We start from the raw sequence: 24,416 nt of genomic DNA on the forward strand, positions 1-24,416 counted from the left end.
TGAAATATGATATGATTAAAATAGGTAGCCATCATAAAGATTTGCTAATGAAAAAGTAATGTTTCTTAACAATGAGGAAGAAGCTCATGTTGGCTAAACCTAATTTTGTATTAAAGGTAGTGTGAAAGATTGACCACTAAATGTAAGCTTCTTGTTTTAATTGGACCAACAGCAGTTGGAAAAACAAAAACCAGTATTGAGTTGGCAAAAGCTTTTAATGGTGAAATTATTAGTGGTGATTCCATGCAAGTTTATAAGAAACTGGACATTGGAACCGCAAAAATTAAACCGTTAGAAATGGAAGGGATTCCTCATTATTTAATTGATATTAAAGATCCAGATGAACCTTTTTCTGCAGCTGAATTTCAGGTATTAGTAAGGGATAGAATTTCTGAAATCACAAGTAGGGGCAAGCTACCGATCATTGTCGGTGGAACAGGTTTATATATTCAATCAGTCTTATTTGATTATCAATTTTCAGAGGCACCAACAGATGATGAGTTTCGTAAAAATTTAGAAATGCAGGCTGAAAAAGAGGGAATTCACTTTCTGCATGATCAATTAATGAAACTTGATCCTGAAAGTGGCGCACGAATTCATCCTAATAATGTTCGGCGGGTCATCAGAGCAATTGAGGTGTTTCACTGTACAGGCAAAACAATGAGTGAGTTTCAAAGAAAACAGCAACCAGATTCTTTATATGATACTGCTATTGTAGGCTTAACGATGGACCGTGAGAAACTATATGCACGAATTAATAAACGGGTCGACATGATGATTCATGAAGGGCTGGTACATGAAGTTGAACAATTATTTCAGCAAGGATTAAAAGGTTGTCAGTCGATCCAAGCAATCGGCTATAAAGAAATGTACGAATATTTTGAGGGAAAAGTATCGTTCGAGCAGGCTGTAGAGAACCTTAAGCAAAATTCACGACGTTATGCAAAACGACAATTAACCTGGTTTCGCAACAAAATGGATGTAAAATGGTTTGATATGACAGAGGAAATAGAACCTATTTCTTTAGCAAAAAAAATAGATGAAATTTCTACTTATATTGAAGGAATGCTTAAAATTAGATCGAATACATAATAGTAGAGATTAAAGAGGAGGAGCTTTATACATGAAGCAATCAGTGAATATTCAAGATCAATTTCTAAATCAACTCCGTAAAGATGGAATAAATGTAACGGTGTTTTTGTTAAATGGATTTCAAATAAGGGGTCAAGTAAAGGGATTTGATAATTTCACGATTTTATTTGAAACAGAAGGAAAGCAACAGTTAGTCTATAAGCATGCTATTTCTACTTTTGCTCCACAACGAAATGTACAAATTGATTTAGAAATGCCACAACAAAAATAATGAATGTTATGTAAAAAAGCATTTGCATCTTACTTCGATGTGAATGCTTTTTTTTATTTTTTTAATGAACGGGCTACTTGATGAATATAAATAAATACAGGTGTCATTTTCTTGTGAAAATACGCAAAATAACCATAGTTCCAAAGAATAGAATGAATCGTAGCTAATTCTATTTTTCATACAATGAATATGAGTTAATCGCCAGTATGAACTGTACAAACACATAATGATGAAAAAATAGGCGTTCGTCACAAATAATGGGTGGGGGCGTATACTGTATATAGAATGTGAGGTGAAAAGTTTGGAACAACCGATGCGAATGAAAAATAATGGTCAAATCAGTATTGTTCTAAACAAACAGAAGCGAAATCCTCTTTCTGGAGATATAAATGTAACTTCCGTTGCTCCAAAATCAATCCCACTAGAGCATGCCGCCTTGAAAGAAATTGAGCAAGAACTTGGGGCACTTGTTGGCATGGAAGAAATGAAAAGAATGATTAAAGAAATATATGCTTGGATTTATATTAATAAAAAAAGAGAAGAAAATGGCTTAAAAGCTGGTAAACAGGCACTTCATATGATGTTTAAAGGGAACCCGGGAACAGGAAAAACAACGGTAGCTAGGCTGATTGGGAAATTATTTCAAAAAATGAATGTACTATCAAAAGGGCATTTAATTGAAGCAGAAAGAGCAGATCTTGTTGGTGAATATATTGGTCATACCGCCCAAAAAACGAGAGACTTAATAAAAAAAGCAATAGGTGGGATATTATTCATCGATGAAGCTTATTCACTAGGACGTGGTGGTGAAAAAGACTTTGGCAAAGAAGCAATCGATACACTTGTCAAACATATGGAAGATAAGCAACATGAGTTTATCTTAATTCTAGCGGGCTATTCACGAGAGATGGATTATTTCCTTACACTTAATCCTGGACTGCACTCCCGTTTTCCACTGGTCGTTGATTTTCCCGATTACTCCATTAATCAGCTGATGGAAATTACGGAACAGATGTTAAAGGAAAGAGAGTATACATTAAGTCATGAAGCAGAAAAAAAGCTTCGTGAACATTTATTATGGATAAAGACGACATTAAACCCAACTAGTTTTTCAAATGGTCGTTATATTCGGAATGTACTTGAAAAGTCCATTCGAACACAAGCGATGAGGTTATTGATGCAAAATACATTTGATCGACATGAATTAATGACCATTCGCAGTAATGACCTTGTATTTGATCAAGAATAAAAAGAAAGCTGACATTTTATGAGTCAGCTTCTTTTTTATTCTTATTTAGAAAATAAATGAATATCTTGTAATGCTTGTTGTAGATCAGATTTTGTTTTTACTTCACTATCTATTTCAATTCCAAGTTCAATCATTGTATCAGCTATTTCAGGGCTGATTCCTGTTAGGATGGTGGAACAACCTAACAGTTTAATTCCTTTTACAATTTTAAACAAATGATTGACAACAGCGGTATCAACATAAGGGACACCTGAAATATCAATAACTAGTTGATGAGCTTTTAATTCATTCACACGGACAAGGGTTTTTTCTCTAATCTTTTTAGCTCGGTACGTATCCACGTTTCCGACAATTGGAAGAATACAAACCTTTTCAGCGATTGGAATAATAGGAACTGACAGTTCATCCACAGTTTCTCGGTGGCTTTTTAATAATTCTTCTTTATAACTGACAAAATAAGCTGTATAAGAATCAATGTATAGGTCAATGATATCATTGACATGACGCTCTAAAGCAAAGAACTGCTCTGTTTCTAGCGTGTTTTGGGTTTCCAGGTAGAAGGCTTTAATCGCATTCCAAGCAATGCCTCTAGATGATTGGAAAAGCTCCCATGCCATATGGATCGGAAATTCAGTTTTCGCACTACTAATTCCTCTTTCTTTTGCATGATCCATAATTTCTTCTGTTTTTAATTCATGAATATTTTGTGCTAACATTTTTAAGATTGGATTACCAAAGGTTGCGTAATAATCTAAATCATTATTCTGTTTCAGTAAGGATGTCATATAACTTTTATTTTTCTTTATATATTCAACCCATTCCATTGTATAAAAATTCAAATTATCGTTTAAAAATTGAGATAGTTCGACTTTTGAATCAATTGTTTGTATCATGTTTTGACCTCCTATAAATGTATTAGCATGTTTGAATGTTTTTGGAAATGTAAGAATAAATGAGGTTCCGTGATCTTCCTCACTTTTAACATTTATTTTTCCATTACTACTTTGAATTGCGTTAAAAACTTGTGCTAAACCCATACCTTTCCCATCTTGTTTTAGTGTAAAGAAAGGCGTTCCAAGCAACCTTAGCTTGTCCTTTGGAATACCAACACCAGAATCTGAAATACAGAGTGTGATACTCTGAGAGTCTTCGGATTGATCAAACATTAATGTTCCGCCATTAGGCATGGCCTCAATGGCGTTTTTAATAATATTGAATAAAGCCTTTTTTATTTGATCTTTTCTGCCGATAATCATGGCATTTTCATTTTTAAAATGCTTAATTACATTGATCGAATAGAGCTGGTTTTGAAATAAGAGTAGAATCGATTCAATCTCAGAAATGACGTTGAAGGTTGTCTGTTTTTCTTGAAAGAATTCTGGTTTTGAAACGCTCATTAAATCATTTAAGATATGGATGGCCCTATCTAATTCACTTTGCGCAATTTCGGAATATTCTTCTGTATACGATTGGTCCATTAACTGAAGAAATCCTTTTACTGCTGTTAAAGGGTTTCGCACCTCATGCGCAATCCCAGCGGCCATTTCGCCAATCGAAGATAATAAATGATTATTCCAATTGTTATGGTCATGAGAGCTTTGTAAATGTTGAACATTAAACATGTAGATATGAATTTTATCTAATAGTTGATCTTTATAGGTTCGATGAAATAGAAAAAAGTAGGGTTGAGAATCAATGCTTACGATAAAATCATTTAATTTTCCCATGAAGCATTCATGCAATTTTGTTTTAATTTCGTTGTTTTTAATACAATGAAAAAGGTAGTTTGAGTTAGTTTCATTCGAGATTAATAACTTTTTTCCTTCATTATTTATCTTTTGAATGGTACCATCGGGATTGAGCTCAACCAACCCATATAAAATATCATTTACCGCTGGTGATGTAATCATTGTATCTAGCCTTCCCTTCGTTAAACCACTTTACTGCTCTAACCTTCGTTCCTAGATGAATCGTACTGGTAATTTCAAATTCATCCATTAATCGTTTTACTCCTGATAATCCCAATCCTAAACCTGTTTTGGAAGGAACTGAATTATCTAAAACTTGATCAAGATTTGGAATGCCAGGACCTTGGTCGATGGCAACGATTTCGATTCCATAGGAGGGTATTGGTTTAATAAAAAGTTCTCCTTTGTCAGCATAAAAGACAATGTTACGAGTTAATTCCATTATGGATACAACTAATTTGGTTTGTTCGCTTTTACTCAAACCACATTCTTCAGAAACTTTTTTTCCAATTGTACTAGCCATGTATACATCATCTTCTCGTTCAATCACAATCCTGTACAAATTATCCAATATCCTCCTCTAGAGCTTTAACTAATTAAATGTGCATATATTAAAAATATTTTAACATATTTTCCTAAGAATATGGTAATTGTTTAAGCTATTTAGAATGTATTTTTCTTTTTTATTATAAAATGAAATGAAGAGTATCTTTTTTAGATAAATTCTAATGATTGAATGACTAAAAAACTTACTTAAGGAAAATAAATCTAATACATTAACAAAATAGTAATATTGAAACACGCAACCAGTGAATAGTACGAGCGAATAAAAAAAGGGGGACAGGATGATTGAAAAGAAGACATCATCATTGACATCGTGTGTGATATAGACACCAACAATTATTCAAGAAGTGGAGGCTATGAAAGTGGAACTTCAATCTGAAGTCTGCTTCATCTCAGATGGATGGAAGGCTAGTCAATGCTTGTTTACTAATGGCGTATCAAGCAAATGGTAAATCATTTTTAACGGTTGAGGGAGTAGGAAAAACGAATATTGAAGATATCCAGCAAGCTTTTTTACATGAAGGTGGTTTTCAATGTGGTTATTGCACGTCTGGAATGATCATGGCAGTAAAGACAATTATCGATGCAATCCCTAACCTGACAGAGGATAAAATAAAAGAAGCACTTTCCGGCAATCTTTGTCGTTGTATAGGATATGGAGGTATTATTCGAGCTGTAAGGCGTTTATCCAATCGTAAAATGTGATTAGAGAGTAAGCGGAATTTAAGCAGTTAAATGGTTAGAATGAGTGATATTCTATATTAATTATTCTAGAAAACGATTTCGTTCTTTCTGCCAATATATGTACTTGTTTTGAAGACACCAACCTTGTGTTGGTGTCTTTTATTCTATTAGCCTAATTAATCGGGATTTTGCAGGATGTAAAGTATTAATACTTAAGAGTAGAGTAACTGGCAAAGGTCATCTTTATTTTGAATTAAATCTTCCAATGTATATTCTTTTAATACATTTAAGAATGCTTGAAGAGCTTTAAATAAGACATTCTTTAATTTACAAGAGGGAGTAATCACACAATAACTATTTCCTTGGCTGAAGCAATCTACAATATGGAAATCTTCTTCAGTTTTTGAAACAACTTCACCAATGTTGATCTCTTTTGGAAGCTTGGCAAGGCGAATACCACCGTTACGGCCCCGAATCGTTTCAATATAACCAAGTTTTCCTAGTTCATGAGTAATTTTCATTAGATGATTTTTTGAAATATGATAGGTCTCGGCAATTTCTTTAATCGTACCTAATTCATTCTCTTTTTTTAAAGCTAAGTATATTAATACACGTAAAGAATAATCCGTATAATGTGTTAATCTCATTTTAAAGACTCCTTATTCTGACTGTGAATATTTTTATTATACCATCAAAGGAATTTTAATGTAATTGTGACAACTTTTCGAAAGATGTATTTTATATATATCTTTATTGGTACTGTTGTTATATTATTAAACATGTAGATAAAATATATCTTTATAGGGGTGGATGGCAAATGTTAAGCGAAAAAACAATTGAAATTGTAAAAAGTACGGTTCCTGTATTAGAAAAATATGGAAAAGATATTACGACACGATTTTATGAATTAATGTTTAGTAAACATCCAGAACTATTAAATATTTTTAACCATGCGAATCAAAAACAAGGACGTCAACAAACGGCACTAGCAAATACCGTGTATGCGGCTGCAGCAAACATTGATAATTTAGGTGCGATTATTCCTGTAGTGAAACAAATCGGTATGAAACATAGGGCTTTAGGTGTTCAACCTGAGCATTACCCAATTGTTGGAGAGAACTTGCTTGCAGCCATTAAAGATGTATTAGGCGATGCAGCTACTGATGAAATCATTGGAGCATGGGCTGAAGCTTATGGAGTCATTGCTGATGCATTTATCGGTATTGAAGAACAAATGTACAAAGAAGCAAAAGAACAAGCAGGTGGATGGGAAGGTTTTAGAAATTTTATCGTTGATAAAAAAGTAAAAGAAAGTGATGTTATCACTTCATTTTATTTGAAACCGGAAGACGGGAAAGCGATTGCACCTTATCAAGCAGGTCAGTATATTACGTTAAAAGTACAACCTAAAGGACAAGAGTTTACTAGTCTTCGTCATTATAGTTTATCTGATGCATCAGGAAAAGATTATTATCGGATTAGTGTAAAAAGAGAAGAGGGTCATGCAGAAAAGCCTGAAGGAGTAGTTTCTAATTATTTACACAACTCTATTCAAGTAGGGGATGTTCTACCAGTGAATGCACCTGCAGGAGACTTTGTGCTTGAAACAAAGGATACGCCAGCTGTTTTAATTAGTGGTGGAGTAGGATTAACGCCAATGGTAAGTATGCTAAACACAATTGTAGAACAACAGCCGGAGCGTGAGGTTACTTTTATTCATGCAGCATTAAATAGTCATGTTCATGCATTGAAAGAACATGTGGCACAAGTAGCAAGCGCAAATTCAAGAGTAAAGAGTTTTGTTGCTTATTCTGAGCCAACTGAACAAGATCGTGAAGCTAAAAATTTCGATAAAGAAGGTTTTGTTGATTTAGAATGGTTGAAATCTATTCTAGCAACCAATCAAGCAGACTTTTATTTCTGTGGACCGACTCCTTTTATGCAAGTTATCTATCGTGCTCTTAAGGATTGGGATGTACCGACAGACAATATTCACTTCGAGTTTTTCGGACCAGCAGGAACATTAGAAGAGACAACAGTAACAGCATAAAAAATAAGGCTTTCGCTATGAATAGTGGAAGCCTTATTTTTTATGCTAGCTATTTTTGAAGAGGCTAATTTAAATCGTGCAGTTTATTTGCTAACTTTTTGATTGTTGTGTTATATAGATTGTATTGGATTAGTAAGAGAAGAGAAAATCTTAGGAGTGAAAACATGAAACAAATCAAAACAGAACAAGAATATCAAGAACAAATTACTCAAGATGAATTAACAGTTGGAATTTTTACCACAACTTGGTGCCCAGACTGCAAACGTTTAGACATGTTCATAGATGAGGTTACAGAAGAGAATCAAGATAAGCAATGGTTCACGATTGATCGTGATGAGTTCCCAGAGATCTCTGAGAAACAAAGTGTAATGGGAATTCCATCATTATTAGTTTTTAAAAATGGAGAAAAGCTTGCACATTTGCATAGTGCAAACGCGAAAACCGCAGATCAAGTGAGAGAGTTCTTGAATAATCTGTAAATTAGATGTCACCAAAATAACGAGCAAGTTCCTTTTATTTTTAAAATGATCAGGAACTTGCTCTTTTTATTATTTATTTGTCTAATGTTTTTTCAAATCTATCTGAATATCCAGCTTTCAATTCGAGTTTTGTAAAATCATGATTTAGATTAAATGCTTTTAATACTTCTGAAATATTATTGCTTCAACTGATTTAATTCCTGAATGCAGTCTTGAACAAGGGTCACGGCTTGGCTCATCGTTGCTCCCCCGCCAAATGCTGCAGTCACACCAACCGCTTCGAAAATTTCTTGTTCTGAGCAACCTTGGTCAAGACACCCTTTAATATGATAAATAATACAATACTCATCTTGAGAATAAAGACTGATACCTAAAGCAATAAGCTGTTTATCTTTTTGAGATAGAACTCCTTCTTTAAAGCATTCTTCAGTAAAGGCATTAAAATGTCCTGCAAGTTCAGGCATCTTTTCCGTAAACAAACCAAGTCCAGATTTATAATGATGGAGTGCCGCTTCAGTAGTGTTTCTAGATTGAAATTCCATACACAATTCAGCTCCTTTTCTAATATCATTAACCAACGATTAGTATGGGACAAAAAAAAATAATTAAACTTGATATTTTTAACTGGATTAATTTATCCCTTTTTGTTTTTATTATTTATTCTTACCGAGGTATTGATTTCAATTAATTTCCATAATCAAGTAAACATAACTCCTTTTATTTGCAGTTAAATTAATAATATAAACTAAAAGTAAATGATGAAAATAAACTTGAATAACGAAGACAGTATTATTCCATCCACCAAGGTAATAACAACCTTTAATATACGATGTATTAGGGAAGGTTTATCTTGTTTAACATCACTGTTACAAAGAAAAGTTTAAAAAAACATCTCGATAAAAAAGTCAAGAAAAAAGTATAAGTTCAATTGTAAATTTTGTTTAAATATTATTATTTTATTGTAAATCATCCTAAAAAATGTGTAAAATTATGTCGTAAATTGCTATTATGTTTTGGAGCAATAATGTCGATTTTTATATGGGAGTGAAATCAATTTGGATATAAACTATCAGGAAATGCTCTTTGAATTTGTAGGTGGCTTAGGAATCTTCTTATTCGGTCTTAAATACATGGGAGATGGCTTACAGGCGACTGCTGGAGACCGCTTAAGAGAACTCTTAGATCGATTTACAACAAATCCTTTTATGGGTGTCTTAACGGGGATACTTGTCACTATACTTATTCAATCTAGTTCAGGTACAACAGCATTAACGGTTGGATTAGTTAGTGCAGGATTTATGACATTGCGACAAGCCATTGGTGTCATCATGGGGGCCAATATTGGAACGACCGTTACAGCCTTTATTATAGGTATAGATATTGGGGCATATGCTTTACCGATCATTGCAGTTGGGGTTATGTTCATTTTCTTCTTTAAAAAACCAAGGATTACGGCAATAGGTCAAGTTATTTTTGGGTTTGGGGCCCTTTTCTTTGGTTTAGAGTTAATGAGTGGTGGTATGAAGCCTTTAAGATCTCTTGAAGCATTTCAGGATTTAATGTTAAGTATGAGTCACATTCCTATTTTGGGTGTAACTGTTGGAACCGTACTTACTTTAATTGTTCAAAGTTCGAGTGGAACAATTGGGATATTACAAGAATTATTTGCATCGGACGCTATCACATTAAATGCAGCTATACCTGTCCTATTTGGAGATAATATTGGTACGACTATTACCGCAGTCATTGCAGCAATTGGAGCATCAATATCGGCAAGACGAGCAGCAGCAGTCCATGTATTATTTAACCTTATTGGAACAATTGTCTTCCTTATTCTTTTAATACCTTTTACAAATTTAATTGTTTATTTACAGAGTACATTAAATCTAAATCCAGAAATGACAATCGCTTTTGCACACGGAACTTTTAATATATCTAATACGATTATACAATTTCCATTCATTGCAGCATTAGCTTGGTTAGTGACAAAATTAATTCCTGGTGAAGATGAGTTTATCGATACAAGAGCACATCATTTAAATACAATGTTTATTGAACGCTCACCATCCATTGCTTTAGGACAAGCTAAGGAAGAACTGAAAAGGATGAGTGAATTCTCAATAGCTGGCTTAAATGAAGCATTTAGCTATTTAGAGACAAATGATAAAAAGCACGCGGAAAATGCTCTTCAGTATGAAGCTGGTATAGATAATTTAGATAAGGAAATTACGGAATATTTACTAGCTATTTCAGCTAAATCATTATCAGTCAAAGAAAGTGAAGAATTTTCAGACTTAGGGTCCACGGTTAGAGATATTGAAAGAATCGGTGACCATATGGAAAATGTTGTTGAACTTGTTGACTATAAAATCAATAAAAAAGGTAATTTCTCAAAAGATGCAACGGTTCAATTAAATGAAATGTATGAATTAACGCTATCAACTTTAGAAACAGCGTATAGAGCTTTCTTCGAAAATAACGTAGATTTAGCTAAAACTGTTTTATCTCAAGAAAATGAAATAGATAAAATGGAAAGAATTCTAAGAAAGAAGCATATCTTACGATTCAATGAAAGAAAATGCTCTGGTGATGCGGGAATAGTTTTTGTTGACATGCTTAGCAACTTAGAAAGAATTGGAGATCATGCCTCTAATATAGCAGAAGCTGTCATTAACGCTGAGTCCGAACAAGGTAATAAAACAAATGCAGAGACGACCGCTTTGTATTCATATTCATAAAATAGATCAAAGGTTATTAATAAAGGATGCTGCATTGGCAGTATCCTTTTGTTGTATTTCGAATAATGAACGGCTTTTTATCGGTAACATAAACGATTAAAATTTGACTTCATACCCTGCGCAGTATATTATATTTTTATTATAAATGAAGGATAGTCTATATAAAATGAAAGGTGGATTAGAAAATGTTATACGATAAAAGTGTGATCAACCGTTTAAAGCGAATTGAAGGACAAGTGAAAGGCGTTATTGGAATGATGGAACAGGGAAAAGACTGTAGAGATATTGTGACACAATTATCAGCAGCACGTAATGCGATTGATCGTACAATGGGTGTGGTTGTCAGTACCAATCTCGAACAATGTGTTCGTGAAAATATGGAAAAAGGTGAAGGAACAGAACATCTAGTAAAAGAAGCAGTAGAGTTATTAATAAAAAGCCGATAATAAAAGTTCATCAACTACTCTACAATGGAGAGTTGATGAACTTTATTTTTAATGTTTTATACCAATACGGGTAATTGTATTTTGAGGCCAATCCTTAGCTATTATAGAAGATGGTGTATAAGTACTAAGTTACAATAGGTCTTTAAGAAGAAATGGAACTCTTCCTCTAAAGGCACATAAGGTACAATAAGGGTTTTGGGTAGAGGAGGAGATAGGATGACCATTTTTGTGAGTTATGAACAGAAGCCCGATATACTTCGTTTTAATGGATTGCAACGGGATATCTATCTTGCATTAGAAAGAAGCTCTTCGTTGTATCAGTATGATACGGTTCATCAATTATTATTTGAAATAGTATTGCGGGGAAATATTATAAAAGCTGCCAAAATGTTGCATGAAAGTCAGGCAACATTTGCGCCTTTTACCACTTCAAGATTCAATCCATTAAAATGGAGAAAAACGAAATATGGGTATTTACAAAATCCTAATGTGTTACCTTCAGAAGCGATAAGAGATGTATTTCAAAACAGTAGGGAATATGCATTTGAATGTACAACAGCTATCGTGCTTATATTTTATAAAGCAGTACTCGATTCGATATCGATAACTCACTTTAATACTTTATTTCAAGATCTACTAGTGTGGGATTGGAAACATGATCAAGATCTGGGAATCATCGCTGAGAGGGGGAGAGACTTTATCCCAGGTGATGTTGTTTACTTTGCTAACCCTGAATATGATCATCCTGTATGGTCAGGAGAAAATGCAGTCTATTTGGGGAAAGGTCTCTATTTTGGGCACGGTATAGGAATTAAGACAGCAGAAGGTATGGTGAACGATTTAAATACTCTTAGGAAAAAAGATGCAACAATTTCAGCTTATTTAATCTCACAGCACACCAGATTGAATGTGAAATATTTGGCGCAATTTTCAAAACGACTTTTATTCTGATGAAACCTTTTGTTTAAATTGGGTGAGAGCATAGGACATTAAGTTATCCAGTTTATTCATAAATAAAACCTGTTTTCGCTTTCTCCCAGGTGCTATGCGTGTAAGTGAAATATCAATTTCAGGTTGGGTTATCGATAGAGGATGTAGTTTCCTTCCTTTTCACAGAAAAAACCCATTTCTCACTATCCATATGAACAAAAACTCCAAACTGGCCGATTGTGTGGCCAATTAAGTCGACAGTAATTATTGAATTATCATTAAATACCGTATATTTGAAGTTACTTACGAACAGGTCCCTAAGGGAAAAACTCCTTCCCTCTACCTGAAAATAGGGATGTTCCTTCGACTCGATTTTCTTCAGATACTCCCTTAGTGTCCGTATTCACAGCTAGCTATAAATCTAAAGATAAGATTCAGCGCCCTTATCGCTCTTTATTAAATCAGACATATGCCATTTGGGAATGGAGTCTAATGATTCTTTAGAAACCTGTATCCAATATATCAAGTATTGTGCTTTATGTACGGAGAAAGTAGTTGTGCTACCTTGAATCTTTTGAAGGTCTATTTTAGTTATTTAGACTATAAATCTATGAATAATAAATAGTTGCCAAAGAGAGTCCGTATTGACTTTGGTAAGATACTTAAAGACACTGATATTCTAAGTTAGTGTCTTTTTCGTTGTTTAGGGGGAATTTCTTAAACGATTTTCATCAATTTTCGTATATAGTATTATGACTATTATTGGTAAATAACGCCATATTATCTTTTTTTAGAGTATAATAGAATATAGGTATATTGACATGTGTAAGCGGTGTGAAATACGCGAGAAAATCAAGTTACGGCTAATTATAAAGGAAATGATATGATTTAAATGTTTGATAAATAAAGATTAATATAATGAAATGGTAATGATCGTATCTATAAAGGAGTTTCTTATATGAAATTAACAATTGGTAAAAAACTTCTCGGTGGATTTTTGTTTGTTCTCATATTATTAGTAATTGAAAGCGTGGTTTCTAATAATCTCATAAGTTCTACAGAAGAGTCTTATAAACAGCTAATTGATGAAAATATAGAAAATGTGTTGCTGGCCAATAGTTTAGAAAGTGATCATTTAAAACAATCCGGGGCTGTTAAAAATTATTTATTAACGGGTGATCCCACATATCTTTCTCAGTACGAAGAATATAAGGGAAAAGTAAATAAGACGATTGATCATATGTTGAAAACTTATAAAATAGCAGAAGATCAAGAAGTTATTCAACATTTGGAAGCATTCCAAATGCGCTATGAGGAATTAGTCAATAAGGCCATTGCATTTAAGAAAGACGGGAATGAAGTTGGTTATAATAATTTACTTAGTACTTCAGCCAAGACCATTACAAATGTTTTTAAAGGAAAAATAGATGCTTTAGTTACGGGACAAGAAGAGTTAGTACAACAAGGGAGTACAGAAGTAGCAGATGCTGTTGAAAAAACAAAAGAGACTGTTATTTATTTAGGGATTATTATCTTTTTAATTGGTGCTGCTTCAGCGATTATTACTAGTCGTTCCATTTCTAGACCCTTATATCTATTAGCCCAATATACGGAAAAAATGATCACTCCAAAAGGAAAGTTTAATTTGGAATTTCCTAAAGTAAAATCAAATATTTATGAAGTGAAGCAACTTTATCAAAGTATTGATTTAGCTTTCCGAGAAATTAAACATCATATCAATCAATTAGATATTGAGATTCAAACAGATGCCCTCACTGGATTAGCGAATAGGAGAACCTTTGATCTTGTCATCGATGAACAAATTCATAATGGTACCTCTTTTTCATTAATCTTGTTCGATATTGATTTTTTCAAAAAGGTAAATGATACTTTTGGACATTTGCAAGGTGACGATGTGTTAAGATTCTTAGCTAGAACGATTCAAGAACTTTCCCGTGAAGGTGATTTATGTTTCCGGTATGGCGGAGAGGAGTTTGCCATCATTGTTCCTTACGGTGATTATGAAACAGCAACAGTTATTGCTGAGCGATTGCGCATGAAACTAGAAAGTACGGCAAGCCCAACAGGAGAGGTTATTACGATTTCATTAGGCATATCTGTCTATCCAGAACATGGACAAGATGCAAAGGAAATTATATTAGCAGCTGATAAAGCTTTGTATATATCTAAATCAGAAGGCAGGAATAAAACAACCTTTTACTCTGCAGGCTAATTTCATTTTGATGATACATAATACATGTCCTCAAAAAAATTTAAATATGGAAAAGAGCTGAGGGGAATCCCAGCTCTTTTTTTGAGTGGCTGTATTCATGATAATTGTTGATAAATGATCTTTGATATATGTGGCCATATGTTTGATTTAGTATGAATTACTTAATGGACACGTACACCAAAGGCCACTGGACCATCAACACTATGGTTTAATACAGCCTTTTGATTAATAGAAAAATATGCCTTACTTTAAGTAATATTACACAGCCTTTTAACAGAATCCTATCAATTGAAGTTAACAAACTCAACAAGTTTAGTGACTATGATTATGGATATGCTGTTTAATAAATTTAAGTAGTGTAAGCAGGTTGAATTCCATTAACAAATCCATGTTTTTCTTTTGGATAATACTTCGGCAAAGAGGTGACCCCAACGGAGAAAACAGCACCCCCAATTCCCAGTAAAAGACCTCCCGCGATTAATGCCAGCATTGAATTCGCTGAACTAAGGATAAACACTGGCAAAATAAGAACGATAAAGCTTACTGTAAAGACAATCCTAGCCCCATATCGGTTTGTCCAGTAACCAATTGGAACTCTTTAATATTGAACCGAGAATAACCGGTGCAGCATTGACTAAAGAGATTTCACCTGATGTTAGGTCAATATCAGCTTGGATAAAAGGCATGAGTGAAGAAATAATAACCCATACCATGAAGCCGGTAATCAAGCTTGTTGTTTGAAGTGTTAGCTGAAAATTTCCTTTCTGCATAACGTTCCCCTTTCTTTCTCGTCTAACTGTAAATGGCTTACATAGATTATTTCATCGTTACGTGAAAACGAATATCATTCCATTGGAAAAATGATAAGTACATAAAGTAGTTTTTCCCCGTTATTAAAAAGTCAATTCCCTATTGTGAAAATAAGGTATTAAATTACTCATGTTTAAACCTTTTCCAGAATGAAGAAAACATAATTTGGAGGGATCAAGGCAGAATAAGTGAATAACTTAACCTAGTACATTTTTATGAAAAGAAAAGGTGATAGAGTGGAATTGTATAACGAAAACCAAACGTATAATGCTGGTGATATTGTCTATGTGTTTTATCGAAATCCACATACTCAAGATGTAGCAAACATACAGGAAGCTGCAGTTGTGAATAACCCTGAGAATCCAAATGAATTAGCTGTGTTTCTTTATGAAACATATTATCCGTTATCAAATGAAATGGCCGTTTATTCTACAGAAGAAGAGGCAGAACAAGCCTACCATTATTATTTTGAGAATGTTTCAGAGGGGATAACGGAATGATAAACTCATTTACACCGAAACTTGTCTATTTTGAACCAAAAGCGTTGGATTACCCACTAGGAAAAAAACTTCAAGAAAAGTTTGAGAAGATGGATATCGAAATTAGGTACACCACTTCGCATAATCAAGTACGGAATCTTCCTGGTGACAGCGATTTCCAAAAATATCGGGTCGCCAAGTCCACTTTAGTAGTTGGGATTAGAAAAACCCTTAAATTTGACACATCTAAGCCTTCAGCGGAATATGCAATTCCTTTTGCAACAGGCTGTATGGGTCATTGTCATTATTGTTATTTACAAACTACGATGGGGAGTAAGCCTTATATTCGTACATATGTAAATGTCGATGAAATTCTGGAAGCTGCCGATAAATATATGGAAGAACGTGCACCGGAAATCACAAGGTTTGAAGCATCTTGTACATCAGATATAGTAGGGATTGATCACTTGACCCATACATTAAAAAGAGCAATTGAACATTTTGGAGAATCGGATTATGGAAAATTAAGATTTGTAACGAAATTTCATCATGTCGATCATTTACTTGATGCCAAACATAATGGAAAAACAAGGTTTCGATTTAGTGTTAATGCTGATTATGTGATTAAGCACTTTGAACCTGGGACTTCTCCATTAGAGAAACGAATTGAGGCGGCAGGAAAAGTTGCAAGAGCTGGGTATCCACTTGGGTTTATCGTGGCACCTATTTATCTTCATGAAGGGTGGGAAGAAGGATACTATCATATGTTTGAGCGTTTGGACGCAGAATTACCTCTGGAAGCTAAGAAGGATGTAACGTTTGAATTTATTCAACATCGTTTTACAAAACCAGCTAAGAGGGTGATTGAAAAAAACTATCCCATGACAAAATTAGAGTTGGATGAAGAGAAAAGAAGATATAAATGGGGGAAGTATGGGATTGGAAAATACATTTATCAAAAAGAGGAAGAAGAGGATATAAAAAATCATCTATACACCTATATGGAGAAATTTTTTCCAAATGCCAAATTGGAATATTTCACATAAGGGGTACTCATTCCTATATAGTAGTTAATATGAAGGAAATACATTTGAAATAAGCATACTTATATTGATAAAGGTAACAATAATGGTAGTGTATAAACACCGACTAACTTCGATGTAGGGGGATTTTACTATGGATATTCGTGAAGGGCTAATTCCAACTGCATGAGATTCAGCTGTTACGGCTACAGGTTATGCTTTAAAACAAAAACGAGGGTCAAATAAAATGATCGCTAATACTGTTTTTGGTTTAGCACATATCGTATTTGGGTGTCATTGACCTTACCACGACGCATCGTCGTTAGAAATGGGAAGGTTGAGTAGTGATATAGGATTGTCTTCTACTGTTTTTGAATGGAAAAATAGTACTAAATTCTTGCGAATAGAAAAGGCATAAATGTGAATAGGAGGGAACGTATATGTCAAATCAACAAGATTATTTTAATGAAAAACAAAAAGGGAAGTACCAGCAGGGATCAGGGTCGCAATATCATAAAGAACATGCGAGCCATGTTCCAGATTACGGGGCAAACAATACGGACCCAAATGCCAAAAGGGTTAAGTAATAGGACGGATAACACAAATCAATAATTTAATCTAGAAAAGCTAAAAATAAGACTATTTAGTCTTAAAATGAAGGGGTGCTAACTTCGAGGTTAGTGCCCCTTCCTATATATATCCTATAAATGAATTTATATTTTTTAGTATTCTTTACTGTTTATCAATGATAGATAGCCGGTATGTTTTTATGCTTTTGATTTTTTAACGAGATATGTAAATTTGTTTTTGGATTAATAGAAGCAAAGAAAATCTCATCCATCTTAGCTATTCCTAGAGTGGTTAACTGTTGTTTCAGCCATTCTTCGTTAAGATGCAAGTCATACAGAATTTCTGGATAAAGCTTTCCATCTATGATGAGAGTATAGGCAAAATCCGCATGCTTTTTTATAATATTTAAGTCTTCAACTGTTACAGATGATTTATGGGCTTTTTTAAAACAGTTAAATTGCCGTTTGCCTCTATAATCCCTAGCTTTACGTCACTAATATCGAATACGTCTTTTTCTCTTAACATTAAAAGAATATTGTCGATAGAATATTGGATTTTTTTGAGATTTTCTACGATGAATAATCCGTCATTAATCACCGCGACTGGATTAAAGGTAATGAGCCTACCCAATTTTCTTTTCTTCATTTTCCAATAAGCAACTAATTTTTGCAGGGGCCCAATTAAGATGATGGCAACTGCCGTGTGAATGTGTCCAATGTCTGGATCGGCAATGTCAGCTCCTACGACTGAACCAAGAGAAATCAAAATTAAAAAGTCAAAAATCGGAAGTTCTCCTATAGCACGTCTGCCCATAAAGATCGTGACAAATAAGAGTAACGGAAGTATGGTCAAAATCCTACCTAATAATAAAGTCAGTAGGTCTTTTAATAAATCCATTCATGATTCCTCCTAAAATATAATTCGATCTAGACCGATTTTAAATAGTTTAGATTCCAACATTGTACAGAATGTATTTTTTTATCAAGGCTACCGTCATTAGGATATATCAAAAAAACTTTTATGTATGTAAGTGTTTGGTCAAAATGGGATACATAGTGTGAGGAGGTTGTTTGAAAATGTGATCAGCTACAAATGGGAATAGTTTTTAGCGAAATAAATCGATAGTGTTGTTATAATATAAAAGCAATGTTGGTCGTATGTTAATTAATAATAAGTCCAATAGATCAAGCGCTGAAAAATCTCCATCCTTATTAAAACACGCACATAATCTAATGGGTGGGTATTCTTGGGGGAGAAAAACAGTTGAAAAAGCGAAACGTGAAAACAAGTCTGTTTTCGTAACGATTGGGTAGAGTTAACGTTGATTTAACAAAAACTGATTAATGTGAGTTAGGCTCAATTCCTTATAAATGACGTTTTTGCAATGGTTTAACATGAATGTTTAAAATCACATCTTTTCAAATGATTCTTTTTTATAAAAGGTAGCTTTGAAATGAAAAGTAGTTTAGAAGAGTACGAGAAAGAGAATGGTAAATTCATAAAATAAAGGGTGTGATAGAGATGTTTTTAGCTTGGAATGAAATAAAAAAGAATAAATTACGATTTACATTAATTACAGGTGTTTTAATGCTCATCTCCTATTTAGTTTTCTTTTTATCTGGCCTTGCAACTGGTCTGGCAGATTTGAACAGGGAATCAGTAGACAAATGGGATGCAACAGGTATTGTATTAACAGAGGAATCAGACAAAAGTTTACCTCAATCATCGATGACCCTTGATGATGTGGACAGTATTGAAGCTACAGAAATTGCCCTAATTGGTCAAATAAATGCAATTGCCAGAAACGGTGAGAAAAAGACAAATGTATCTATTTTTGGTATCAATAAAGATGAATTTATTATGCCTAATGTGATAGAAGGCAAAGCTTTTTCAAAAGAAAATGAAGTCATTGCAAGTGATACATTAAAAGAGGATGGACTTAAATTAGGCGATGAACTAAATCTATCCTCCAGTGAAGAAAACCTTACGATTGTTGGATTTACAGATGAAGCACGATTTAATGCTGCACCTGTTCTCTATGGTGATTTGATTACACTAAATAAAATTAAATATGGAGAATCAAAAGAAATCAATAAAAATCAGATAAATGGGATTGTTTTCCGTGCAGATGATTTATCTGTAGTTACTCAAAATAATGAATTAGAAGTAATTGAAATCGAGAGCTTTATTGAGAAGTTACCTGGTTACACGGAACAAGAATTAACGTTAAACTTTATGATTTATTTCTTATTTATCATATCAGCGGTAATTGTGGCCATTTTCTTGTACGTTTTAACTGTTCAAAAAATAAGTATGTTTGGTGTAATGAAGGCACAAGGAATTTCAAATGGCTATTTATCTCGGTCAACTATCGTACAAACATTTATTTTATCGGCAATGGGGGTAACTGTGGGGTTTTTATTAACTCTTATTTCCGGTTATTTTCTACCAAGCGCGGTTCCTGTATCCTTTGATATTGTAACGATGATGATATATGGAGTGATTCTGATTCTTGTAGCAGTATTAGGAGCATTATTTTCCATATTAACAATTGTGAAAATCGATCCTTTAAAAGCGATTGGAGGCTAAAAAAATGACCATTTTAGAATTAGTTGGAGTGAAGAAGTTTTTTGGTGAAGGTAATAAAAGAGTAGACGCTCTTAAGGAAACCCATTTCTATGCTGACAAAGGAGAATTAATCGCTGTAATTGGTCCATCCGGTTCAGGAAAGAGTACCTTTCTAACGATTGCAGGAGGTTTACAAACTCCTTCCAGTGGGAATGTGATCATTAACAAACAAAATCTTTCGGTGTTAAATGAAAAAAAACGGTCAAAGATTCGCTTAAAAGAGATTGGATTTATTCTTCAGGCGTCTAATTTAGTCCCATTTCTAACTGTTGAGATGCAAATGAAACTTTTAGATAAAGTAAAGAAAAGTAACATGACAAAAAATGAATTAGAGCACCTTTATAATGATTTGGGTATTGACGATCTCCGTCAAAAATATCCAGCTGATCTATCTGGTGGTGAACGTCAGCGGGTGGCTATAGCTAAAGCGTTGTATGGTAATCCATCGATTATTCTAGCCGATGAACCGACAGCCTCCTTGGACTCTGATCGTGCTTATGAAGTGATGGAGCTTTTAAAAAATGCAACAAAGAATCAAAATAAAACAACGATTGTTGTCACTCATGATATTCGGCTAATTGGTTATTGTGACAAAGTGTACAATATGACAGATGGTGTCCTTACGTTAGAAAAAGAGAAGCTCCCAACTGAAATGAATACGATGTAAAGAGATATGTGAAAAAAAGGTGAGAATGTATTTATAGGATTAGGCGTATTGGAACTTATCCAATATCGAAGGTAGTAGAAAGGCGAGCATTTTGTGTGCTCGCCTTTTCTTCCATTTATTTTGGTGAGGATTGTTGATGTGCGTCATATTATAAAATAAGCTCTTGTGGCTGTTCACCGTGAATGTTTAAGATACGGACAGTTTCTGGTTGTATTTCAAGAAACACGTAGTTTGGATCTTCAGGGCCATTAAACCATTTATTAAATGATTCATCCCAGAATTGTTTTTTCAAAAGGTTTGAGTTATTAATGGTAGATGTTCCAGAAATTTCAACATAGGCGTCGCTTTGTCCTTTTTCTTCATACCCTAACAATACAGAAACAGATGGATTTTTTTCTATTTCATCTGTTTTTTCAGTATCCATTTTTGTTGGTGTAAAGAGTGTTAAGTCCTCATGATAAAACGTCATATATCTTGAATGAGGCTTATTATTTTCAACTGATGAAAGGACACCAGTTCTATGATCGGAAATAATTTTAAGAACCTGTTTTCTTAAGTCTTGATCGCTCATTGAGTATACTCCTTTTGAATTAGTTATGATTACCTTTCCTCATATTCTTAAAAATAAACTATAAAAAATTACTAACTATGTACAATGGATAAACCGTACAATTAATAAATAATAACTAGATTAGATTAAGGAAAAGTTCGAATATTAAATAACTTGAAACGATCTAGAAATGGAGAATTTCAATCCTCATGCTTTTTATACTTTTTCTTCTTCAATTTTATTGATTGGAGTGTATCATTTTCAGTGATTGTAACCCATTTACTCTTAGAAACAGCAATTTGTTGTGAAGTGTAGATACCCGTATATCCTGAGAATAGGTAACTAACAATACAAACAAGAAACAGATAAAGGCTAGCATCTGATCCAAAAAGTTCAATTCCCATAATAAAACATGCAATAGGCGTATTTGTCGCTCCACAAAAAACACCGATAAATCCTAAAGCAGCTAAAAAAGGAATTGAAACATGTAATAGTTCTCCTAAGGAACTTCCAAGTGTAGAACCTATCACAAATAAAGGTGTGACTTCTCCTCCTTGATAACCAGATCCGAGTGTAAGGGAAGTGAAAATTAATTTAGTAATAAAGGTAAGCGGAGAAACCTTACCTTCAAAGGCATCATCAATTAGTGGAATACCTAAGCCAAGGTATTTTCTTGACTCGACAATATATACAAGTGCAATAATCATAAGTCCACCAACAAAACTTTTAATCATCGGATTAGGCATCCATTTAGAAAATTGTTTTTTTAGCAAGTGGGTTAATTCAGAAAACAATGTACTTGTTAAGCCGAATAGGATAGCTGCCAACAGAATTTTTATGAGAAGCATGAGTGATAGTACCGGAATCGAACCAATCTCATAATGATGATGATGTATCCCCCATGCAGTAGTCACAAAATCTCCGACAAATGCTGCAACAAAAGCAGGGAATATCGCTTCATGTCTAATTAGACCAAGAGCTAATACTTCTAAACCAAAGACGGTTCCTGCTAAGGGAGTTCCAAAAACAGATCCAAATCCGCTGCTAATTCCACAAATAATTATAATTTTTCTATCCAAAGGGTCTAATTTAAATAATTTACCTACAAGTTCAGAGAAAGCTCCTCCCATTTGAACCGCTGTCCCCTCTCTCCCTGCTGAACCACCAAATAAGTGTGTGACTATAGTACCGAACAAAACCAAAGGTGCCATGCGAAAAGGGATACTTTCCTTTGCTCCATGAGCCTGTTCGATCAATAAATTATTGCCCTTCGTTGAATTGAGTCCGTATTTCCAATAAAGAAAACTAACAACCATTCCTCCTATTGGTAATAAGAACAAGAACCATTCATAGGTGTCTCTCGTTTGAGCTGCCCAGTCTAAACTGATCAGAAAAAATGCGGAGGCAGAACCTGCTAAAACGCCTACAATTCCAGCTATTACAGTCCATTTCATTACATACATCAATAATTGAATATGTAATAGTTTATTTATAGGGGTTTTAATTCTATTCATATATATATCCTTTCCTCTATATTCTTTGTCTCAAATAAAAATAGACTCCCCCAGAATAGATCATTTCAGATCAATAATGGAAGGAGTCATTAGCTCTGAAGCGGTTAATGGCGAACTCCATCGCCTATTAGATTACATTAATTCTAACAGAGGATATAAAGACTGCCAATTATTTTTTCTAACCTTGTTAACTGTATGAGTCTTATCGTGAATGATATGGCTGATAAGTAGTTTTTTGATTGGATGATTCTTCATTTGTTTTAGCACATCGACAACTTGGTCTTTTCTTTGTATAATTTGAAGATATATATTAACCGTGTCCAAAGATAGAGTTGAATAAGAAGTCAAAAATATCATATAGTAAAGGAAAAGATAGGGAGCTCATATGAATACGATAACGATACGACAATTAGCTGATAAATTAAAATTAGAAATTCTAGCTGGTGAACAAGGGCTTGATCGCGTCATTGACAATGAAGATATTCATCGACCAGGATTAGAATTGACAGGATATTTTAAATTTTTTCCGAACGAAAGAATACAATTGTTAGGGAGACAAGAAATTACATATTTGCATTCATTAACAAAAGAAGAACGTGATGAAAGAATCGGAAATGTTATTAAAAAACATCCACCTTGTATGATCATTACGCAAAATCAAGAAGGTCTTTCTTATTTGATTAAGCACTGCAATGAAGAAAAGGTAACGCTTCTTCGAGCAAAAGAAAAGACGACAAGAGTCATAAGCACATTAAATAATTATTTAGAAAAAGAATTTGCAAAAAGTATTGGGATTCATGCGGTGTGTATGAATGTTTTTGGAGTAGGATTATTAATTAGAGGAGATAGTGGTATTGGAAAAAGTGAATCAGCTCTATCTTTAATTGAAAAAGGACATCGTCTTATTTCGGACGATTTAGTCATTCTCAAAAGAATTGATCCCGAAACTTTAATTGGAACACATAATCAAACGAACCGTGATTTTTTATCCTTACGAGGAATTGGGATGATTAATGTACCGAGACTTTATGGTTCAGGTGCCTTTCAAGATGAAACGTTGATTAATTTAGATATTGTATTATCCGCTTGGGATGAGAAAAAATATTATGATGGAATTGAACACACAAATGAAATCGTTGAATATTTGGATGTAGTGGTTCCCAACATTGAAATTCCGATTCGTCCCGGAAGAGACATTGCGGCTCTAATTGAAGTAGCAGCTAAAAACTGGCGCCTTGAACAACAAGGTTATACAGCGATTAACGAATTTCAAGAACGCATTCAAAATCTATAATAGATGCATTTTTTCGCTTTTAATAAAAATGCACATGGCAAGTCACAAAAAACATTTTTCTCTTATACGGATAGACATCGATGTGATCTTCCATTTCTTTAGATACTACTGCGGAAGAAATGGTAAAACTGATATTAGTGAATGAAAAGCAAGAATCCTTATGTTTGTAAAAGGATTCTCTTTTTTTAATCTGAACACAGTTTTAATTTGCTTCCTGAAAGAAATGATAGAAAAGATAGGGGTTCTATTTGTTAGTGTTTTTTGTTGTTTAGGTAAGAAAAAATAAATCAAAGGGCAAACCTTTAAAGTAGCAACCACTGCTAAAAAACTTAAAAAAAATCTAGTAGGCTCCACTATAAAGAGATATGACTCATTTATACTAATTTTATACCCCGACA

At 33.8% G+C, this 24,416-nt stretch carries 23 protein-coding genes, 4 pseudogenes and 1 riboswitch; of the genes and pseudogenes, 19 read left to right on the forward strand and 8 right to left on the reverse strand.

Translation table 11 applies throughout. The features are described from left to right. Positions 1–129: 129 nt before the first annotated feature. The 3 genes from miaA (at position 130) to spoVK (ending at position 2,612) form a co-directional block, all read left to right on the forward strand. On the forward strand, positions 130–1,092 hold the full coding sequence (gene miaA, locus JMM81_RS04205) for a tRNA (adenosine(37)-N6)-dimethylallyltransferase MiaA (RefSeq protein ID WP_256240232.1): 963 nt from the start codon (positions 130–132) through the stop codon (positions 1,090–1,092). Positions 1,093–1,123: 31 nt separating this feature from the next. Further along, the gene (hfq, locus tag JMM81_RS04210) at positions 1,124–1,363 is read left to right on the forward strand and encodes an RNA chaperone Hfq (protein WP_256240233.1); all 240 of its coding nucleotides are present in this window, start codon (positions 1,124–1,126) and stop codon (positions 1,361–1,363) included. 301 nt (positions 1,364–1,664) lie between these two features. Then, on the forward strand, positions 1,665–2,612 hold the full coding sequence (gene spoVK, locus JMM81_RS04215; RefSeq protein WP_256240234.1) for a stage V sporulation protein K: 948 nt from the start codon (positions 1,665–1,667) through the stop codon (positions 2,610–2,612). A gap of 41 nt (positions 2,613–2,653) precedes the next feature. On the opposite strand, the gene JMM81_RS04220 is transcribed toward spoVK, so the two are convergent. Beyond that, positions 2,654–4,522, reverse strand: a complete 1,869-nt coding sequence (locus JMM81_RS04220) for an ATP-binding protein (RefSeq protein ID WP_256240235.1) — start codon at positions 4,520–4,522, stop codon at positions 2,654–2,656. Then, a complete protein-coding gene (locus JMM81_RS04225; RefSeq protein WP_256240236.1) occupies positions 4,497–4,931 on the reverse strand; it encodes an anti-sigma regulatory factor in 435 nt (144 codons plus the stop codon). Before JMM81_RS04225 ends, JMM81_RS04220 begins: the two co-directional genes overlap by 26 nt. 389 nt (positions 4,932–5,320) lie before the next feature. Here JMM81_RS04225 and JMM81_RS04230 point away from each other — a divergent pair, with 389 nt between their 5' ends. Continuing rightward, the gene (locus JMM81_RS04230) at positions 5,321–5,629 is read left to right on the forward strand and encodes a (2Fe-2S)-binding protein (RefSeq protein ID WP_256240237.1); all 309 of its coding nucleotides are present in this window, start codon (positions 5,321–5,323) and stop codon (positions 5,627–5,629) included. Between the two features lie 191 nt (positions 5,630–5,820). Here the strand turns inward: JMM81_RS04230 and JMM81_RS04235 are convergent, their stop codons facing one another. Then, positions 5,821–6,255, reverse strand: a complete 435-nt coding sequence (locus JMM81_RS04235; protein WP_256240238.1) for an Rrf2 family transcriptional regulator — start codon at positions 6,253–6,255, stop codon at positions 5,821–5,823. A gap of 170 nt (positions 6,256–6,425) precedes the next feature. Between JMM81_RS04235 and hmpA the strand changes: the two genes are divergently transcribed. Together hmpA and JMM81_RS04245 are read left to right on the forward strand one after the other, a co-directional pair. Further along, positions 6,426–7,658: an NO-inducible flavohemoprotein gene (gene hmpA / locus JMM81_RS04240; protein WP_256240239.1), complete on the forward strand. Its 1,233-nt coding sequence runs from the start codon at positions 6,426–6,428 to the stop codon at positions 7,656–7,658. Between the two features lie 164 nt (positions 7,659–7,822). Further along, positions 7,823–8,137: a thioredoxin family protein gene (locus JMM81_RS04245; RefSeq protein WP_256240240.1), complete on the forward strand. Its 315-nt coding sequence runs from the start codon at positions 7,823–7,825 to the stop codon at positions 8,135–8,137. Positions 8,138–8,313: 176 nt separating this feature from the next. Here the strand turns inward: JMM81_RS04245 and JMM81_RS04250 are convergent, their stop codons facing one another. Next, positions 8,314–8,679 (reverse strand): carboxymuconolactone decarboxylase family protein, encoded by a 366-nt coding sequence (locus JMM81_RS04250; RefSeq protein WP_256240241.1) that lies wholly within the window; start codon positions 8,677–8,679, stop codon positions 8,314–8,316. A gap of 513 nt (positions 8,680–9,192) precedes the next feature. Between JMM81_RS04250 and JMM81_RS04255 the strand changes: the two genes are divergently transcribed. The 5 genes and pseudogenes from JMM81_RS04255 (at position 9,193) to JMM81_RS04275 (ending at position 14,484) form a co-directional block, all read left to right on the forward strand. Then, positions 9,193–10,875, forward strand: a complete 1,683-nt coding sequence (locus JMM81_RS04255) for a Na/Pi cotransporter family protein (RefSeq protein ID WP_256240242.1) — start codon at positions 9,193–9,195, stop codon at positions 10,873–10,875. 185 nt (positions 10,876–11,060) lie between these two features. Beyond that, the gene (locus JMM81_RS04260; RefSeq protein WP_256240243.1) at positions 11,061–11,321 is read left to right on the forward strand and encodes a metal-sensitive transcriptional regulator; all 261 of its coding nucleotides are present in this window, start codon (positions 11,061–11,063) and stop codon (positions 11,319–11,321) included. 216 nt (positions 11,322–11,537) lie between these two features. Further along, positions 11,538–12,272, forward strand: a complete 735-nt coding sequence (locus tag JMM81_RS04265) for a protein-glutamine gamma-glutamyltransferase (RefSeq protein ID WP_256240244.1) — start codon at positions 11,538–11,540, stop codon at positions 12,270–12,272. A 315-nt stretch (positions 12,273–12,587) separates the two neighbouring features. Beyond that, positions 12,588–12,746 (forward strand): annotated as a pseudogene (locus JMM81_RS04270) (glycosyltransferase); the annotation flags it as partial. A gap of 463 nt (positions 12,747–13,209) precedes the next feature. Continuing rightward, positions 13,210–14,484 carry a sensor domain-containing diguanylate cyclase gene (locus JMM81_RS04275; protein ID WP_256240245.1) on the forward strand — a complete coding sequence of 425 codons (1,275 nt, stop codon included), beginning with the start codon at positions 13,210–13,212 and terminating at the stop codon, positions 14,482–14,484. Between the two features lie 370 nt (positions 14,485–14,854). On the opposite strand, the pseudogene JMM81_RS04280 reads toward JMM81_RS04275, so the two are convergent. Beyond that, a pseudogene (locus JMM81_RS04280) lies at positions 14,855–15,254 on the reverse strand (MFS transporter); the annotation flags it as partial. Positions 15,255–15,530: 276 nt separating this feature from the next. Between JMM81_RS04280 and JMM81_RS04285 the strand changes: the two are divergent. The 4 genes and pseudogenes from JMM81_RS04285 (at position 15,531) to JMM81_RS04300 (ending at position 17,382) form a co-directional block, all read left to right on the forward strand. Next, complete coding sequence (locus JMM81_RS04285) at positions 15,531–15,794, forward strand: transcriptional regulator SplA domain-containing protein (protein ID WP_256240246.1); 264 nt, start codon at positions 15,531–15,533, stop codon at positions 15,792–15,794. After that, the gene (splB, locus tag JMM81_RS04290) at positions 15,791–16,819 is read left to right on the forward strand and encodes a spore photoproduct lyase (RefSeq protein WP_256240247.1); all 1,029 of its coding nucleotides are present in this window, start codon (positions 15,791–15,793) and stop codon (positions 16,817–16,819) included. Before JMM81_RS04285 ends, splB begins: the two co-directional genes overlap by 4 nt. 130 nt (positions 16,820–16,949) lie before the next feature. Beyond that, positions 16,950–17,121: pseudogene (locus JMM81_RS04295) on the forward strand (asparagine synthase). Positions 17,122–17,235: 114 nt separating this feature from the next. Next, on the forward strand, positions 17,236–17,382 hold the full coding sequence (locus JMM81_RS04300) for a hypothetical protein (RefSeq protein ID WP_256240248.1): 147 nt from the start codon (positions 17,236–17,238) through the stop codon (positions 17,380–17,382). 155 nt (positions 17,383–17,537) lie between these two features. On the opposite strand, the pseudogene JMM81_RS04305 reads toward JMM81_RS04300, so the two are convergent. Then, a pseudogene (locus JMM81_RS04305) lies at positions 17,538–18,262 on the reverse strand (DUF421 domain-containing protein). A 260-nt stretch (positions 18,263–18,522) separates the two neighbouring features. On the opposite strand from JMM81_RS04305, the gene JMM81_RS04310 reads away from it, so the two are divergent. The 3 genes from JMM81_RS04310 (at position 18,523) to JMM81_RS04320 (ending at position 20,660) form a co-directional block, all read left to right on the forward strand. Next, a complete protein-coding gene (locus tag JMM81_RS04310; protein WP_256240249.1) occupies positions 18,523–18,678 on the forward strand; it encodes a DUF255 domain-containing protein in 156 nt (51 codons plus the stop codon). 208 nt (positions 18,679–18,886) lie between these two features. Then, the gene (locus JMM81_RS04315; protein WP_256240250.1) at positions 18,887–19,954 is read left to right on the forward strand and encodes an ABC transporter permease; all 1,068 of its coding nucleotides are present in this window, start codon (positions 18,887–18,889) and stop codon (positions 19,952–19,954) included. A gap of 4 nt (positions 19,955–19,958) precedes the next feature. Continuing rightward, entirely contained in the window at positions 19,959–20,660 is a 702-nt protein-coding gene (locus tag JMM81_RS04320) for an ABC transporter ATP-binding protein (RefSeq protein ID WP_256240251.1), read from the forward strand. Between the two features lie 148 nt (positions 20,661–20,808). Here JMM81_RS04320 and JMM81_RS04325 read toward each other — a convergent pair whose 3' ends face one another. Together JMM81_RS04325 and JMM81_RS04330 are read right to left on the reverse strand one after the other, a co-directional pair. Beyond that, positions 20,809–21,231 carry a pyridoxamine 5'-phosphate oxidase family protein gene (locus tag JMM81_RS04325; RefSeq protein ID WP_256240252.1) on the reverse strand — a complete coding sequence of 141 codons (423 nt, stop codon included), beginning with the start codon at positions 21,229–21,231 and terminating at the stop codon, positions 20,809–20,811. 179 nt (positions 21,232–21,410) lie between these two features. Next, positions 21,411–22,724 (reverse strand): voltage-gated chloride channel family protein, encoded by a 1,314-nt coding sequence (locus tag JMM81_RS04330; protein ID WP_256240253.1) that lies wholly within the window; start codon positions 22,722–22,724, stop codon positions 21,411–21,413. Positions 22,725–22,797: 73 nt separating this feature from the next. Then, positions 22,798–22,858: riboswitch (Fluoride riboswitch) on the reverse strand. 251 nt (positions 22,859–23,109) lie between these two features. On the opposite strand from JMM81_RS04330, the gene hprK reads away from it, so the two are divergent. Then, positions 23,110–24,018, forward strand: coding sequence for an HPr(Ser) kinase/phosphatase (hprK, locus tag JMM81_RS04335; protein WP_256240254.1), 909 nt, complete (start codon positions 23,110–23,112; stop codon positions 24,016–24,018). Positions 24,019–24,416 lie beyond the last annotated feature (398 nt).

This window comes from Bacillus sp. V3B (assembly GCF_024494465.1).
Taxonomy (GTDB): domain Bacteria; phylum Bacillota; class Bacilli; order Bacillales; family Cytobacillaceae; genus Bacillus_BD.